Below are 15,294 nucleotides of genomic sequence, written 5' to 3'. Positions count from 1 at the left end.
ACCGGATCGGGGAGGCGGCCGCTGCCCGGAATCTATATCTTTTCATCCTCGAGCCGCTTGCGCAGGTAATCCAGTTTGGTGCGATACCACTCGTTTTCCGGATTTTTCTTGAGCAGCATTTCAAAGACGTTGATCGCCTTGGCGTATTGCCCCTGGGCGGCGTAGATTTCGCCCAACGTGGGGGTGACGAATTTTTCCTTGGGCTTGTCAGCCGCCGCGGGCGTCTCATCCGGGCTCTCTGCACCCGGCGGCGGTGTGCTGGATTCGAGAGGTTCCCGCCGGGGCGGCATCTCGACAGCAGGCGGTTCCTCCGGCTCCTCATCCCAGGGTATGGGAAATTGTTTCTCCCTGCCGGGCTGAGTCGGTTCCTCCGCCTCGTTTCCAAAGACAGCACCACCGAGACGGTCCAGATTGGCGAGAAAATCGCTAAACTGCTCCTCCTGCTCTTCCTCGTCCAAAAAGGCCTTCCCCAGATCGTCCTCCTGTTCCGGGCCGATCGCGCTGGCCAGGGGAACTTCGGTCTCCTCTTCCTCAAAGGGCTCGGACTCGACTGTCGGGGGTTCCAGCCGGACCGGCGTTTCGGGTTCGGGGGCTTCCGCAAAGCGGTTATCCTCCTGCCACTCCTCATCGCCGCGGAAGGGAAGGACCGGAGACATTTCGGGCTCCTCCGGAAAAGCAGCGCCAGCGGGCTCGGCGGGGGCTTGCGGCGGGGTGGCCAAGGGCGGTTCGGGAAAGTAGGGTTTGAAGTCGCGCAGCGGGGCGGGTGCGGCGACCACCTCCGCCGCCGGAGCAGGCGGTCCCAGTTCCGGCTCAGGCTGGCGAGCGGCGCGCTCGATCGAATGGCGGTCTTCGAGCGCGCGGCGGTCTTCTTCGTCGCGACTCAGACTGAACAAATCGTCGAGCATTTCCGAGAAGTGGATCTCCTCGCGCTCAAAATCGCTTTCCGGGCTGGTGCGATCTGCGGCGGATTCTGCCAACGGCTGGATTTCCTGCGGGCCGCTGCCTGCTTCCAGCGTCATTTCCCCCTCGGGCACATCCAGCGCTGCCAGCTCGCGTGCGAATTCATCGAGGTCCATTTCCGGCACAGGGGGTTTGTACTCGCCGAGCGGCACGGCTGCCGGTTCCGGTCCCGCTAAAGGCGCCTCAGGAGCGGCCGGCTGCCGGGCACCGGCATCCCATGCGCTTTCGGGTGCAACAGTCGGAGCGGCCGCGGTTTCCGGCTCCGGCGGAACTATTGCAGCGGTAGGCGTAACGGGTGCAGGCGCCGCCGCAACGCTGGCATCCACTGGTAAGGCCACAGCCGGCGGCTCTGGAGACGCACCAGGCTCCATCTCCGGTGTCACTCCAGAAAAGAGGGGATCCAGATCGCGGATGCGGAGCAGACTGGCGCGTTCACGCGTGGTCATCCCCATCCGTCCCATCAGCTCGGCATAAAGCCTGTGCGCATTGAGGAACCTGGGATCACTGAAAATCAAATGTTTGAGATGCTTTTCGGCCTCTTCGTATTGGTTGAGAGCGATAAAACATTTGGCCAGCACATAATGGGCGCTGTCGTAATGCGGATGATTGCGCAGGCCATTCTGACAGATCTCGAGCGCCTTTGCGGTTTCGTTAAGCTGCAGATATCGATCCGCCAGCCGGGCAAAGACCATCGACTCCTTGTGCGTGCCCAGATGCTGGGTCAAGGTTTTGATCTCTGCGGCATAGTTATCGCGCATGCCTTACTCTCCCGATCGTGCAATTCCTCACTACCGGCCAATCTCTATAGTTTACCTGTACCTGCATGAGGCGTCATATGCTGATGGTATTATTACAAAATTAACCATTCTTTGTAAAAATACCAAACAGTTTGTGCTAATATGCGCAAAAATTACCAATTGGCTACGGTCTTGTTAAGAACATCCTCGCTCACCTTTTGCATCGCCTCGGTGAGGGCTTCGCTGCGCGCCTCCTGCCCGCCGGAGGGATCGTAGCTGCCAAAATGGGTCAGCCGCTCTTGCCAGAGCACCTCGCGTTGAACCTGGTCGGTGCATTTTATCTGAACACTGAGATAGACCTTCATATCCTGCACGTTCTCGCCCGCATCGAAAGCGCCCGCCCGATCATCGATCTGGAGAATGCTCCCCTCGATAAGGACATCGGCCGAACTGCGCTCGGCGATCTTGAGCGAGTTATCGCTGGTGAACGCCGTGATAATGGCGTCGGTCAGGTCTTCCGCCACGCGGAACTCCGCGGTGCGGTTGTCAAAAAGCGGGATCGCCACGGTTTTAAGATGGGGCGCCATGGAGCCCTTTACCGAATAGATGCCGCAACCGGCTGCAAGGCCGAGCAGCAGCAGAATCGAGCCTTGTTTAATCACGGGAAACCTTCAATCCGTATTTTTCAATCTTACGGTAGAGTGTGCGCTCGCTCAGCCCCAGGGCGAGGGCGGCCTTGCGTTTGCTGCCGCCGAATTTCTGCAGGGCGCTCTGGATCAGCTCCTTCTCCATCTCCGCCACCGATCGGCGTTCCCCCTCCGCCGCTGGCGGTACCGGCTCGAGATACTCTTCGGCGAGCTCTTCCCGCCAGGGCGCCAGGGGATAGTGCGACGGCTGACGCTGCAGCACCAGTTCGCGCAGCTGGGCGATCTCGCTCTTGATCTCCAGTAAAATCCGCAAAAAAAGCTCCCGCTCGGTCTCTTCCCGTCCCCGGGTGACCGGCACCGGCAAGGCGGGATCCATGGGATGGCTGATCCGCAAGTATCGGCGGACAGTTTCCTCATCGATCCAGGTGCCGCGTTCGAGGACGATGATCTTTTCTACGACGTTGCGCAGCTCGCGGATGTTGCCCGGCCAGCTCGCCTTGGACATCGCCGCCAGAGCTGATGGGCTGAACCCCGGAAAATCGATATGGTTTTCGCGAGCAAATTCGGCCGCGAATTTCTGCACGAGAAGCGGAATGTCCTCGCTGCGCTCACGCAGTGCCGGCACGCGGATATGGACGGCATTCAGGCGGTAAAAGAGGTCCTCGCGGAAATGGCCGCGTCGCACCTCCTCCTCGAGCTGCTTGTTGGTGGCGGCGATGAAGCGCACATCGACCTGGACCGACTCAACGCCCCCCACCCGCATGAACTCACGCGCTTCAAGCACCCGCAGCAGCTTGACCTGGGTCGTCAGCGGCAGCTCGCCGATCTCATCGAGAAAGATCGATCCCCTGTCCGCCAGCTCAAAATAGCCCTTGCGCGGTCCAACCGCTCCGGTGAAGGAGCCCTTTTCATGCCCGAAAAGCTCGGACTCGATGATGCCCTCGGGGATGGCGCCGCAATTCACTGTGATCAGCGAATGGATCTTGCGGTGGCTACGCAGGTGGATCGCCCGGGCGACGAGTTCCTTGCCGGTGCCGCTCTCTCCCGTAATCAACACCGAGATGTCGGTGCCGGCCACCTGCTCGATGGTCTCCAGCAGCCGGCGGATCGCCTCAGAATCGCCGAGGATACCGGTCTCCCGCTGCACCTCGCGCCAGTGTTCATGTTCCGGTTGATCGACGCACATCGGACGTTCAGGATCTCGCTTTCTTGAAGAATTCAACGGTCTCATGCAGACCGGTCTCGAGGGTGAAGCGTGGTTTCCAGCCCAGCATCCTGGCGGCATGGCTGGCGTCGATGACGCTGCGGAACTGCTCTCCTTCCTTGGCCGGGCCGTGCTTTTCGGGCTTGTTGCTGCCAATCAGCGCGTTAAGGGTGCGGTAGACCTCGTTGATGGTGCTTTCATGGCCGGTGCCGATGTTGAAGGTATCGTTGGACGTCTGCGCCAGGGCCAGAAGGTTGGCGGCAACGACATCGGCAACGAAAACGAAGTCGCGGGTCTGCTCACCGGTGCCGTTGATCACCGGCTCTTCCCCTGCCAGCAAGCGGCTGCAAAAAATCGCGACCACCCCCGCCTCACCATGCGGATTTTGCCGCGGGCCATAAACGTTGGCGTAGCGGAGGATGGTATGGCCGATGCCCCAGGTCTGGCTGTAAAAAAAGAGGTACTTTTCGCCCACCAGTTTGGTGATCCCGTAGGGACTGCAGGGTTGGGTCTTGTGACGCTCATCTGCCGGGAAGCTATCCTGCTCGCCATAGATCGCCCCGCCTGAAGAGGCAAAAATAACGCGTTTTACACCGGTCTTGGCGCTGGCCTGGAGGATATTGAGAAAGCCGAGGACATTATTGCGGGCGTCGTAGATGGGATCTTCGACGGAGCGGCGCACATCCATCTGCGCAGCATGATGATTGACGATATCGAACTGATGACGTTTGAAGACCTCGACAAGCGCGGGGTCCTGAATGTCCATCTGATAAAAGGTCGCCTCGGGATTGAGATTCTCCCGTTTTCCGGTGACCAGGTTATCGAGAACCACCACCTGGTGGCCGGCGGCGATATAGGCATCGGTGATCTGCGAGGCGATAAAACCGGCGCCGCCGGTGACGAGGATTTTCATGATGGGCTCCTTGCGAGTGATGGCTGCATGCCCGGGAGCATGAAGCGATGAATGGCTGATAGGTTTCCGTGTGCTGAAGACGATGAAAACCGGCCGCAACGCCGGGCTCTTATTTCCGCCGCAATCCCTTGGCGCCGATATCCTTGCGGTAGTAGGCGCCGTCAAAGGCCACCTTGCCCACGGCCCGGTAGGCGCGGGCGATCGCCGACTCGAGATCCGGCGCCCAGGCAGTGACCGTGAGCACCCTCCCGCCGGCGGTCACTGGGTAACCGTCGGTTTGTTTCGTGCCGGAATGAAAGATGACGACATCCTTGTCGGGTGAAGCGTCGAGGCCATAGATCCGGTGGCCGGTGGTATAGCGCTCCGGATAGCCGCCCGAGGCAATGACGACGCCCACCGCAGCGCCGGCATGGTTGCGCCACTGAAACGAGCCGAGGCCGCCGTCGCGACTGGCCATGATCGCTTCAACCAGATCGCTGGCCGCCAGCGGCAGGATGACCTGGGTCTCCGGATCGCCGAAACGGCAGTTGAACTCGAGGACCTTGGGACCCTCGGCGGTCAGTATCAGGCCGGCATAAAGAACGCCGCGATAGGGGCGGTCTTCGCGCGCCATCGCGCGGATCGTCGGTTCCATGATCTCCGTGCGAACCTTCTCCGTCAGGACCGCGTCCAGGAAGGGCGCCGGGGCATAGGCCCCCATGCCGCCGGTGTTGCCGCCCTGATCGCCATCCAGGATCCGCTTGTGGTCCTGCGCCGGGGCCATATAGACCAAATGCTCCCCGTCACTGAGGGCGAGCACCGAGACCTCCTCGCCGGTGAGAAACTCCTCGATCACCACCCGGCTGCCAGCCTGACCGAAAACCATTCCGACCATGATCTTGTGCAGTTCCATCGCCGCTTGTGTCGGATCGGTGCAGATCACCACCCCCTTGCCCGCAGCGAGGCCATCCGCTTTGATCACCACCGGCAAGCGAGCCCCGCTCAGATAGCGCCTCGCCGCTTCATAGTCCGAAAAGACGCTGAAACGGGCGGAGGGTATGTGGTGGCGCGCCAAGAGCTCCTTGGTAAAGGCTTTGCTCCCCTCCAGTTCCGCGGCGCGCTGGGTCGGGCCGAATATGGCCAGGCCGTTGGCCTCGAATTCATCGACGATGCCGGCGACCAGAGGCTGCTCCGGCCCGACGATAGTCAGATCAATCTTCTCCTTGACGGCAAAGGCAAGCAGCCGTTTGATGTCATGCGCCGGAATCTCCACGCAGGCGGCTTCCCGCGCGATACCGTAATTGCCCGGGGCGCAATAGACCTTCTTGACCAGCGCGCTGCGCTTCACCTTCCAAACCAGCGCGTGCTCGCGCCCGCCGCTGCCGATGATCAGTACTCGCATGATCTTTCCTATTTCTCGAGGATGTGCGCGATCTTGAATTTTTCTTCATGGCTGAGACGGAGCAGATCGATCTGATCGCGCAGTTCCGCCGCCTGTTCGAACTGCAGCGCCGCAGCCGCGGCGAACATCTTCTTCTCCAGCTCGCCCAGGAGCTCGAGCTGTTCCTTTTCGCTCATCCGTTTCCAGGTCTGCCGGAACTCCTTGTCCTCGATCGTGACCTCTTTTTTGCCGTAAGGCTCCGGGCGGGCATCGGCGACGCGCGTTGCTCCCATCACCTCTTCCATTGACTTGACAATCGAGGTGGGTGTGATATGATGGGCTTCGTTGTACTCCGCCTGGATGGCGCGGCGGCGGCTGGTCTCATCGATCGCCATGCGCATCGAATCGGTGATCTTATCCGCGTAAAAGATCACCTTGCCGTTGATGTTGCGGGCGGCACGCCCGGCGGTCTGGATGAGTGAGCGCTCGGAGCGCAGGAATCCCTCCTTATCGGCATCGAGGACGGCAACCAGCGAGACCTCGGGGAGATCGAGTCCCTCGCGCAGCAGGTTGATCCCAACCAGCACGTCGAATTCAGCCAGGCGCAGGTCGCGGAGGATCACCACGCGGTCGAGGGCGTCGATCTCCGAATGCATATAGCGGACGCGGATGCCCATGCCCGAGAGGTATTCGGTCAGATCCTCCGCCATCCGTTTGGTCAACGTGGTGACCAGGATGCGTTCGCCGCGCCCGGCGCGAAGATTGATTTCGCCGATGAGATCGTCGATCTGGCCCTTGACCGGCCGCACCTCGATCTCCGGATCCATCAGTCCGGTCGGGCGGATCACCTGCTCGACAACCACACCCTTGCACATTTCCAGTTCATATTCAGCCGGCGTGGCGGAGACAAAGATGCACTGATTGATCGAAGCGGTGAACTCGTCAAAATTGAGCGGCCGGTTGTCCAGGGCCGAGGGGAGCCGGAATCCATATTCAACCAGGACCTCCTTGCGCGATCGGTCGCCATGGTGCATGCCGCGGATCTGCGGCACCGTGACGTGCGATTCGTCAATGATCAGGAGATAATCCCGGGGGAAATAATCAATCAGGGTCGAGGGGCGTTCGCCGGGCTTGCGGCCGCCGAGATGGCGGGAGTAGTTCTCGATCCCGCTGCAATAGCCGATCTCCTGCATCATCTCGAGATCGAAACGGGTGCGTTGTTCCAGCCGTTGCGCCTCGAGCAGCTTCCCCGCTTCGCGCAGCTCACCAAGACGCTCCTTCAATTCCCCGCGGATCGATTCCATCGCCACTTTCAGCCGCTCCGGTGAGGTGACGAAATGCTTGGCCGGGTAGATCGCCACCGTCTCCATCTCTTCCTTGATCTCTCCGGTGAGTACATCCACCCGGGAGATCCGCTCGATCTCATCACCGAACATCTCGATGCGAATCGCTTCACGCTCATAGGCCGGGATCACCTCGACTACATCACCGCGGACGCGGAAGGTCCCGCGGTCGAAATCGACATCATTGCGGGAATAATGCACCTCGACCAGCTTATGCAAAATCCGGTTGCGCTCGATGTGCTGCCCAACCTTGAGAATGATCAGCATCTCGAGCCAGTCCTCGGGCGAGCCGAGGCCATAGATGCACGACACCGACGCGACGATGATCACATCGCGGCGTGAGAGCAGGGCTGAGGTGGCGCGCAGCCGCAACCGGTCGATCTCGTCATTGATCGAGGTATCCTTCTCGATATAGGTGTCGGTATGCGGAAGGTAGGCCTCGGGCTGATAATAGTCATAATAGCTGATGAAATACTCGACGGCGTTCCCCGGGAAAAAACCGCGGAATTCACCGAAGAGCTGCGCGGCCAGGGTCTTGTTATGCGAGATGATCAGGGTGGGCCGGTTCATCCGGGCGATGACGTGCGCCATCGTGAAGGTCTTGCCGCTGCCGGTGACTCCAAGCAGGGTCTGGTAGCGTTCCTGACGCTGCAGTCCCTGGACCAGCTGCTCGACTGCTTGGGGCTGATCGCCCTGCAGCTCAAAGGGAGAAACCAGTTGGAAGCGATTCATGCCGGCACCTGTTCATAGAACCAAAAGAGATAACCTAAACAATTAATGTACCATGAATCAGGGAAATAGTCAAGCTGGAAATAACGTGCCGTGAAGCTGCAAAATACCAATAAAAGGATTTGATAGTAACTGCTTTTTGTGTAAATTCTCCCATCAGAATGACCAGAATGGAGCCTGCATGCGTAGCGGATTGGGCCTAACCGGCACCCTGATTTTCATCACCTTGTTTTGCACGATTGCCATCGCTTCGGGGGAGGAACCCGAAACGCGCGCCCTTTGGGTGACGCGCTGGGATTATCAGTCGCCGGCAGACATCGCTCAGATCATGGAGAATGCCGCGGCCGCCCACTTCAATACCATCCTCTTCCAGGTCCGTGGCGACGGTACCGTCTTCTACCGCTCTAGGATCGAACTCTGGGCCTCCGAGCTACGCAACAGCAACCCCGGCTGGGATCCCCTACAGGTGGCCATCGATCAGGCGCATGCCCGCCGCCTCAAACTGCAAGCCTGGATCAACGTCTACCCCGGCTGGATGGGTACCAAACCGCCGCGAATCGGCAATCAACTCTACAACGCCCATCCCGACTGGTTTATGGTAGACCGCTTCGGCCAGCGCCAACCCCTTAACGTGCAATATGTCTGGCTCTCCCCCACCCATCCAGAGGTCACCCCCTATCTCCTCGGACTCTGCGAGGAACTGTACACCACCTATGCCATCGACGGAATTCATCTCGACTATATCCGCTATCCCGCCCCCTCCTTTTCCTATGATCGGGCCTCGCTGGAAGTTTACCGGCAGGAGACCGGCGGAACCCCCGACCGCGACGAAACCGCTTGGAGCCAGTGGCGGCGCGAGGCGATCAGCCGGTTCATCGCCCGGCTCCACACCGCGATGCAAATCCATAACCCCACCCTGGTCCTCTCCGCCGCCGTCCTCGGCAACTATCCGACCGGCCGGCGCGTCTACCTCCAGGACAGCCACGAGTGGCTCGCCCGCGGCATCATCGACGCCATTTATCCCATGATTTACACCCGGGACGATACCCTCTTTCGCCGCCAGTTACTCGAGCACCGCTATAACGATCATAACCGCCATGTCTATCCCGGCATTTACCTCGGCAGCGCCCGTCATCTCGCCACCCAGTTGCGCATCGCCCGCGATGCCGGCTGCAAGGGCATGGCCCTCTTCTCCTACGAGTTGCTCTTCCCCAATCATACCCCGGATCCCGACCTTAACCGGATCCTGTCCGAAAACTTTGCCAGTGAAGTCGCCCTGGCCGAACAACCCTGGAAGCGCTATGCCGGAGATTCGCAGGGACCGATCGTCGAACAAGCCTATACCCTCCCTGATCGCGTTTATGCCCACTCCAAATTCCGGATCGCCGCCAAGATCACCGATCCCTCGGGCGTCTATGACGACCGTACCGGTTCGGACGGTAAAGGGATTTATCTGCTCTTCGACTGCGATTGGCCCCCCAATCCCGCCAATGAAGTCCAGATGAGCAAACTCAAGAACTACAAGGACTGGTATATCACCGACAAGGCCATCAAGGCCGATGATGCGGGCCTCGATTTCCGTTTTCGTATCCATGCCTGGGACAACCATGAAGAGTCCGCCGGCCACCCCAAACGCAATTTTGGCTATAGCGATGTCTGGTCCCTCTCAATTCTGGCCAGGTACCAGAACTTTCTCGCCCGCGGCACGTTCGGCCCGGTCATCGAGTCACCCTGCGCACTTGCAACTGACGACCGCGGCCAGATCTGGGTGGGTGCGCTGAGTGCTCCAGCCATCACCATCCTCGATCGCCAGGGCCATCCGGTTTCCTTCTCGCCGATCCAGTACGGCACCGACAAGGATCTCCAGAGCCGGCCGCTGGGCGTCATCAGCGCCATAGCCTTCGCTCCGCCCAACCTGATCTGCGTGCTCACCGAAGAAGAGCCGCGCATGATCTACCGCTTTCACGCCGGCAACGGCATACCCCTCCCCGGCATCGCCCTCGACTTTCCCGCCAGCGGCATCGACTGCGACCGTGAGGGGCGCTTTTATCTCCTTGAGGAAAACTCGACGCGCTGGCATCTCCTCTCCCCCCTCGGCATCGAGTTGAGCGGCAGCCCCTTCGGCATCGACCACACGGGCGGTGATATTGCGGTGCTCAAGGACGGCAGCCAGGTCTATCTGACCGATCAGACCACAGGCGGTGTGCAGTGCTGGAACGGCGCCATTGAGGGCTACCTGGCGCGCTACTGGCGGGTAAAAAATTTGCTGCCGGCGGATGCTGCTGAAGGCGGGGTGGCCAGCGATTCGGCGGATGTCGTATACGTCTCCCACCCCCAGCGCGGTGTGATCACCATCTTCAACCGGGCCGGACGCCTGCTCGCCCATCTCAGTGGCGGCGATCCCCCGCTTAATGCGCCGGAAGCCCTCGCCATTTCGGCCTCCACCGACTCGCTCTTCGTCCTCGATGCAGCAGGCCGGGGCCCGGCAACCCTCAACCTCTGGGTGCGGAAAAAATAACATACGGCTTGATCAAGCCCGTTTCCCAATCGCGGAAACGGGCTTTTTTTTTGCCCCGGATTGATCGCCGGAGCGGCGCACGCTATAGCGCGGCTTACGCGTCACCAGGATGGCATCAGGCAGAGTTTGCAGGAGGTGGGTCAAATTGTTTTTGATGAGACGATCCCAAACGCCGCTCTGGCGTCGCGGGCCGGGAAGAACCAGCAGGTTGGCGTTGAGATCGCGGGCGAATTCGAGGGTGGCGGAGAGCGAGTGTTCATGAAAGCACTGGGCCCGGCAGGAGACACCCTGTGAGGGAAAGCGGGAGAGGAAGCGGCGCAAACGCAGATCCTGACGGTGATAGATGCGCTGGGTTTCCTTGGTATCCACCTTACTCATCTTGCCCTCCCATTCCGGGATGTGGAAGGAATGAGTCAGCACGAGTTCGCGGCTGTGCATTTGCCGGGCTATGCTGATGGCCACCTCGACGGCAAAGTGAGCGGGCCGGTCATATTCGACGGCACAGTGAATCCGAAAGATCGGCGTCGGCGTGAGAGAGGAATCGGTCATCAGCAGCAGTGAGCACGGCGCTCCGGAAGCCAGCTGCGTGGCCACCGAACCGAGGAAATGGCGCAGCAGACTCTCTTTTTTGGGCGCCCCGGCGATGATCAGATCGGCGCGTTCGCGGCGGGCCACCGCGGCGATGACCTCGACCGGCTGCCCGGGCTGAATGATCAGCGCCGGCGTCTGATCACGGCCGAATGCCGAAGCGGCGATCGCTTCCTCCAGCCGCCGTCGCGCCGCTGCACTATCCCCGCCGACGTGCAGCAGCAGCACCTCCGTTCCTAGCGGCCGGAGAAGATGGCTCGACTGATTCAGGACCGCCGGAAGGTGCGGTGAAAGGGCGACAGCGACCACCGCACGCTGGAAAGGTGGAAATCCCTCCAGCCCCCCGGCGTTGTCTTGCTTGATTCTCATCCCTCTCCTGCCTTCGGCGCTGCCTCATGGCTGCTGTGCGGCTTACTTCCAGGCCGTCGTGGTGTCCGATAGTGTATGATCGATGTAGCTTCCAGAGCCGTCGGCCTTCCAGACGGCTTCGAATTGAAGCTTCCCGGCGAGTGTATAGCGATAACTCCCCGAGAAATCCCGGGCATTGGTCAGGTGCCAGAGGCCATCGGTCGCGGCAAAGGTGTCATCCAGCAGAATCACGCCGTTTTTGTTTTTGCTCCAGGCGATCTTGTGGGTGATGCCGCCGGAGACGAGATCATAGAACGTCCACGACTGTGCACTGTTATCCCCCGCCGATTTGCCGACGAAAAGTTTGCGGTCGCTGTAGAGCGTGCCGTCCGCCGCCACGCCGTTCAGCACCGCCGCCCAGTCGACCGACTGGTCCGAACGCCGGACCGCCTTGATCTGCTTGGTGATAGTGCCGTTGCCGAGTGGTACTTCCCAGGAATAGATGTTGCTGTTGATCGCCGGAGCCGTCTTACCGAGATCGGCCAGCAACCCGGTGACCGAGTTGAAATAGAAATTGATCTCGTCCGCCTTCTGCCCGATTTGCGGCGGTGCATTGACCGAAGCAGGCCCGCGAAGGACGATCATCGCCGGGGCTTCCGGTATTTTTTCTTCTGATTTGGTGGGCTCGGAGCACTGGATCCCCAGTAAAACCAATCCCAACGCCAACCCAAACAACCCGTTACGCATCCAGGCCTCCATAAATGAAATAGCACGTGACTATAAATTTAAGATAGTTGATGAAAATAGCAAGCTCTTTGTAATTTTGTTGGTTTCTCCCGCTATTTTTCCTAAATTTCCGCGGAGAGCCCTTCCCGAAGGAGGAAGCCATGCATTCGATCAAGCCCGCCGCCCTGCTGCTCGGAGGCATCGCCATGCTGGCGCAGCTCGTCCTGCTGCGCGCCTTCATGGCGATCTTTTGGGGCAACGAACTGCTGGTCGGATTTCTCCTCGCCATCTGGATGGGCTTTTCGGGACTGGGCAGTTGGCTCGGAAACCGGTTGCGGCTGCCTCGGCCGCAGCAGGCACCCGCCCTCGCTTTCCGCTTGCAGGGAGTCGCCCTGCTCTGCGGCATCGCCTCGCTTTTAGTGCTCCCCGGCGCTCGTACCTTGCTGCAGGTCCCGGCGGCCGAATACCTGACCATCCCGCACCTCTTCCTGCTTGCACTCATGACCGTCGTTCCGGTCACCGTTCCACTCGGACTCTCCTTCGCACTGCTCGCCGGCGCCGGCGCTGAGGAGAGTGACAATCCTGCGGCCAGCGTCTATGTTTGGGATGCCGCCGGAAGCGTCGCCGCCAGTCTCCTCTTCACCTTTTTGCTGGTGCACTGGCTTTCGCCCGTGCAGACCCTCCTGATCGCCGGGCTGCTGCTGACCGTCCTGATGACCTGGCGTGCAGGCCGCCGCCCGGGGCACGCCGTCCTGGCCGCCGTGCTATTGGCCCTTCTCCTGCTGGCGCCCGGAATCGAGCAGCGCCGGGCTGCGGCCTGGTGGCACGCCTTCGCCCCCGGTATGTCGCTGCGTGCCCGCGCCGCCTCGCCTCACGGCGAACTGGCGGTAGTCGACTGGGGTGGCGCGCCCAGCCTCTTCAGCAACGGGGTTTTCCAGACCGCGCTACCCAATCTTATCGACAGCCAGGCCCAGGCGGCCTTGCTCCTCAGCCAGCCCCTGTCTTCGCCGCGGCGCATCCTGTTGATTGGCGGCGGTCTGGGAGGACTGGCCCCCGAATTGGCGCGCCCCCAGGATGTGAAGGTCACGGTTATCGAAGCCGACCGTCGCGCCTTTGAGATCGCGCTCGCTGCCTGGCCCGATTCTCTGCGCGCGCTATGGCGCACACCCCGATTGACCGTCCTGCACACCGATGGCCGTCATTTCCTGCAGCGCTGCAGCGAACGCTACAACCTGTTGGTCCTTAATGTCGGGCGCCCCGCCGGAGCTCTGGCCAACCGCTATTATACTGAAGAGTTTTTCAGCCTCGCAAAAAGCCGTCTGGCCCCCACGGGGATGCTCGCCCTGCTGAATGTCCCTTGCGGTGAGAACTATCTCGGCCCCGAGTTGCTCCGCCTCAACCGCGCCCTGCACGCGGCCTTGCGGCGCTGTTTCGAGCATGTGATCGTCATCCCGGGCAATGATGCGCTCTATCTGGCGGGACAGCGGGAGGTGGTGACGGCTGATCCAGTGCTGCTTGGCAGCCGCCTAGCGGCTCAGCAGCTCGATCTCGACTATTTCTTCCCGCCGATGTTCGCCACCTGGCTGCCGACGGAGCGCCTCGCCGCCCTCGAAGCGCAACTGGCCGATGCGCCCGCTTGGCGTAACCGCGATTTTCACCCGATTGCTTATTTGACTGACTTGATGCTTTGGCAGAAGACAGTACGCGGCAGCAGCGCCCTCCTGCTCGCCGTCGAACGCATCGGCTACCGCCGGATCGCGATGTTTTGGTCGCTACTGCTGGTGATAGTACTGCTGGCGGCCTGGCGGCGGGCGCGTCGGGCGGGAGGACGGCGCAAACGCGGCCATCCTTTGCTCCCCTTCATTCTCCTGGCGGCGTTTACACTCGGCATGGCGGCGACGGCCTTTGATGTGCTCTTCATTCTGGCGCTGCAAAGCCTCTACGGCAATCTCTACGAGGCCATCGGCCTCGCTTTGGCCGCCTTCATGGGCGGACTGGCCGGGGGAGGAGGGCTCGCACTGCGCGTCCCCCCGCAGCATCGGGGTACTCTGGCGGCCCTTCTCCTCACCCTGATCGCGCTCTCGGCTCTTTTACTGACCCCCTTCTTCGCGCTGCTGGCACGCCATCCGCTGACGCCGCTCTTTTATCTCGGGCTCATCGGCATCAGCGGACTCACCGGCGCCCTTTTCCCGCTGCTTTCCGGGCTGCACGAAACCTTCGCCGGTCGCGGCAGGTGGGGAACGGTCAACGGTGTTGACTTGGCCGGCGGCGCCACCGCCGCCTTGCTTATCGGTGGTCTCTGGGTTCCGCTTTTCGGCTTCGCCCGAAGCCTCTGGCTGGTCGCCTTGGCCAACCTAGCGGCGGCTTTGGTTCTTGTTGCGGCAATCCGTCCGCAGATCGAGGAGGAGATAAATGGTCAAAACCATCGGGATTCTGATCGCTGCCGTGAAACTGATTTCAGGGAGTGACTGCATGCAAGAAGAGAAGGCAACCCCGCAAAGGAGCGCCGCGTCGGCGGAGCAGGCCCTGAACTCCGAACGGCAGCTCATGGTCGACCGTCAGATCCGCGCCCGGGGCCTCCAGGACTCCGCCGTGCTGGCGGCCATGGAAATGGTGCCGCGCCACCTCTTCGTTCCTCCCGGCGAGCGTAACCGGGCCTATGAGGATCATCCGCTGCCCATCGGTTACGAGCAAACGATCTCGCAGCCCTATATCGTCGCCTACATGACCGCCATGCTCAGCGTGCGTCCCGGCGACCGGGTGCTGGAGATCGGCACCGGCTCCGGCTATCAGGCGGCGGTCCTGAGCCTCCTGGCCCGGGAGGTCTACTCCATCGAGATCGTCGAACCGCTGTGCAGGAAAGCTGCCGGGCGCCTGGCCGCCCTGGGCTATTCCAATGTCCAGGTCCGTTGCGGCGATGGCTATGCCGGCTGGCCCGAACAGGCGCCATTCGATGCCATTATCCTAACCGCGTCGCCTGAGGTGATCCCTGAGCCCCTGGTCGAACAGCTCGCCCGCGGCGGCCGTATGATTCTGCCGCTCGGTGGCGCCTATCAGGAACTGGTGCTCATTACACGCAACCAGGAGGGGCATCTCTCGCGCAGAGAATTGATTCCGGTGCGCTTTGTGCCCATGACCGGGCGTGCAGAGGGGGGCCAGATGGAAAGCGGAATGGAATTTCACAACCGGGATGAAACAATGCAAAGGGATTTACGTTAATA

11 protein-coding genes are annotated in these 15,294 nt (G+C 61.1%); 3 read left to right on the top strand and 8 right to left on the bottom strand.

Going from position 1 to position 15,294, the window contains the following annotated elements:
- Nucleotides 1-32 precede the first annotated feature (32 nt).
- The 6 genes from PLH32_12400 to uvrB form a co-directional block, all read right to left on the bottom strand.
- Nucleotides 33-1,718 (bottom strand): tetratricopeptide repeat protein, encoded by a 1,686-nt coding sequence (locus tag PLH32_12400; GenBank protein HQJ65407.1) that lies wholly within the window; start codon nucleotides 1,716-1,718, stop codon nucleotides 33-35.
- 152 nt (nucleotides 1,719-1,870) lie between these two features.
- Nucleotides 1,871-2,359, bottom strand: coding sequence for an LptE family protein (locus PLH32_12395; GenBank protein ID HQJ65406.1), 489 nt, complete (start codon nucleotides 2,357-2,359; stop codon nucleotides 1,871-1,873).
- Entirely contained in the window at nucleotides 2,352-3,530 is a 1,179-nt protein-coding gene (locus PLH32_12390) for a sigma-54 dependent transcriptional regulator (GenBank protein HQJ65405.1), read from the bottom strand. Before PLH32_12390 ends, PLH32_12395 begins: the two co-directional genes overlap by 8 nt.
- Nucleotides 3,531-3,537: 7 nt before the next feature.
- On the bottom strand, nucleotides 3,538-4,461 hold the full coding sequence (locus tag PLH32_12385; protein HQJ65404.1) for an NAD-dependent epimerase/dehydratase family protein: 924 nt from the start codon (nucleotides 4,459-4,461) through the stop codon (nucleotides 3,538-3,540).
- A gap of 109 nt (nucleotides 4,462-4,570) precedes the next feature.
- Complete coding sequence (gene purD / locus PLH32_12380; protein HQJ65403.1) at nucleotides 4,571-5,842, bottom strand: phosphoribosylamine--glycine ligase; 1,272 nt, start codon at nucleotides 5,840-5,842, stop codon at nucleotides 4,571-4,573.
- An 8-nt stretch (nucleotides 5,843-5,850) separates the two neighbouring features.
- Nucleotides 5,851-7,896 (bottom strand): excinuclease ABC subunit UvrB, encoded by a 2,046-nt coding sequence (uvrB, locus tag PLH32_12375; protein ID HQJ65402.1) that lies wholly within the window; start codon nucleotides 7,894-7,896, stop codon nucleotides 5,851-5,853.
- A 178-nt stretch (nucleotides 7,897-8,074) separates the two neighbouring features.
- Between uvrB and PLH32_12370 the strand changes: the two genes are divergently transcribed.
- The gene (locus PLH32_12370) at nucleotides 8,075-10,411 is read left to right on the top strand and encodes a family 10 glycosylhydrolase (GenBank protein ID HQJ65401.1); all 2,337 of its coding nucleotides are present in this window, start codon (nucleotides 8,075-8,077) and stop codon (nucleotides 10,409-10,411) included.
- Between the two features lie 12 nt (nucleotides 10,412-10,423).
- On the opposite strand, the gene PLH32_12365 is transcribed toward PLH32_12370, so the two are convergent.
- Nucleotides 10,424-11,368 carry a universal stress protein gene (locus PLH32_12365; GenBank protein ID HQJ65400.1) on the bottom strand — a complete coding sequence of 315 codons (945 nt, stop codon included), beginning with the start codon at nucleotides 11,366-11,368 and terminating at the stop codon, nucleotides 10,424-10,426.
- Between the two features lie 42 nt (nucleotides 11,369-11,410).
- The gene (locus tag PLH32_12360; protein ID HQJ65399.1) at nucleotides 11,411-12,094 is read right to left on the bottom strand and encodes a hypothetical protein; all 684 of its coding nucleotides are present in this window, start codon (nucleotides 12,092-12,094) and stop codon (nucleotides 11,411-11,413) included.
- A 140-nt stretch (nucleotides 12,095-12,234) separates the two neighbouring features.
- Here PLH32_12360 and PLH32_12355 point away from each other — a divergent pair, with 140 nt between their 5' ends.
- Nucleotides 12,235-14,541: a fused MFS/spermidine synthase gene (locus PLH32_12355; GenBank protein HQJ65398.1), complete on the top strand. Its 2,307-nt coding sequence runs from the start codon at nucleotides 12,235-12,237 to the stop codon at nucleotides 14,539-14,541.
- On the top strand, nucleotides 14,486-15,292 hold the full coding sequence (locus PLH32_12350; GenBank protein HQJ65397.1) for a protein-L-isoaspartate(D-aspartate) O-methyltransferase: 807 nt from the start codon (nucleotides 14,486-14,488) through the stop codon (nucleotides 15,290-15,292). Before PLH32_12355 ends, PLH32_12350 begins: the two co-directional genes overlap by 56 nt.
- Nucleotides 15,293-15,294: the final 2 nt, after the last annotated feature.

The organism is bacterium (assembly GCA_035419245.1).
In the GTDB taxonomy this organism is placed as follows: domain Bacteria; phylum Zhuqueibacterota; class Zhuqueibacteria; order Residuimicrobiales; family Residuimicrobiaceae; genus JAKPUX01.
The sequence above is the reverse complement of the archived record's forward strand: the minus strand, read 5'-3'. Positions and strand labels throughout refer to the sequence as shown.

Bases quoted from the DNA above. Each gene is read 5' to 3' on its own strand.
- purD (HQJ65403.1), bottom strand. From the start codon at position 5,842: ATGCGAGTACTGATCATCGGCAGCGGCGGGCGCGAGCACGCGCTGGTT.
- PLH32_12370 (HQJ65401.1), top strand. From the start codon at position 8,075: ATGCGTAGCGGATTGGGCCTAACCGGCACCCTGATTTTCATCACCTTG.
- PLH32_12390 (HQJ65405.1), bottom strand. From the start codon at position 3,530: ATGTGCGTCGATCAACCGGAACATGAACACTGGCGCGAGGTGCAGCGG.
- PLH32_12400 (HQJ65407.1), bottom strand. From the start codon at position 1,718: ATGCGCGATAACTATGCCGCAGAGATCAAAACCTTGACCCAGCATCTG.
- PLH32_12385 (HQJ65404.1), bottom strand. From the start codon at position 4,461: ATGAAAATCCTCGTCACCGGCGGCGCCGGTTTTATCGCCTCGCAGATC.
- PLH32_12350 (HQJ65397.1), top strand. From the start codon at position 14,486: ATGGTCAAAACCATCGGGATTCTGATCGCTGCCGTGAAACTGATTTCA.
- uvrB (HQJ65402.1), bottom strand. From the start codon at position 7,896: ATGAATCGCTTCCAACTGGTTTCTCCCTTTGAGCTGCAGGGCGATCAG.
- PLH32_12355 (HQJ65398.1), top strand. From the start codon at position 12,235: ATGCATTCGATCAAGCCCGCCGCCCTGCTGCTCGGAGGCATCGCCATG.
- PLH32_12360 (HQJ65399.1), bottom strand. From the start codon at position 12,094: ATGCGTAACGGGTTGTTTGGGTTGGCGTTGGGATTGGTTTTACTGGGG.
- PLH32_12365 (HQJ65400.1), bottom strand. From the start codon at position 11,368: ATGAGAATCAAGCAAGACAACGCCGGGGGGCTGGAGGGATTTCCACCT.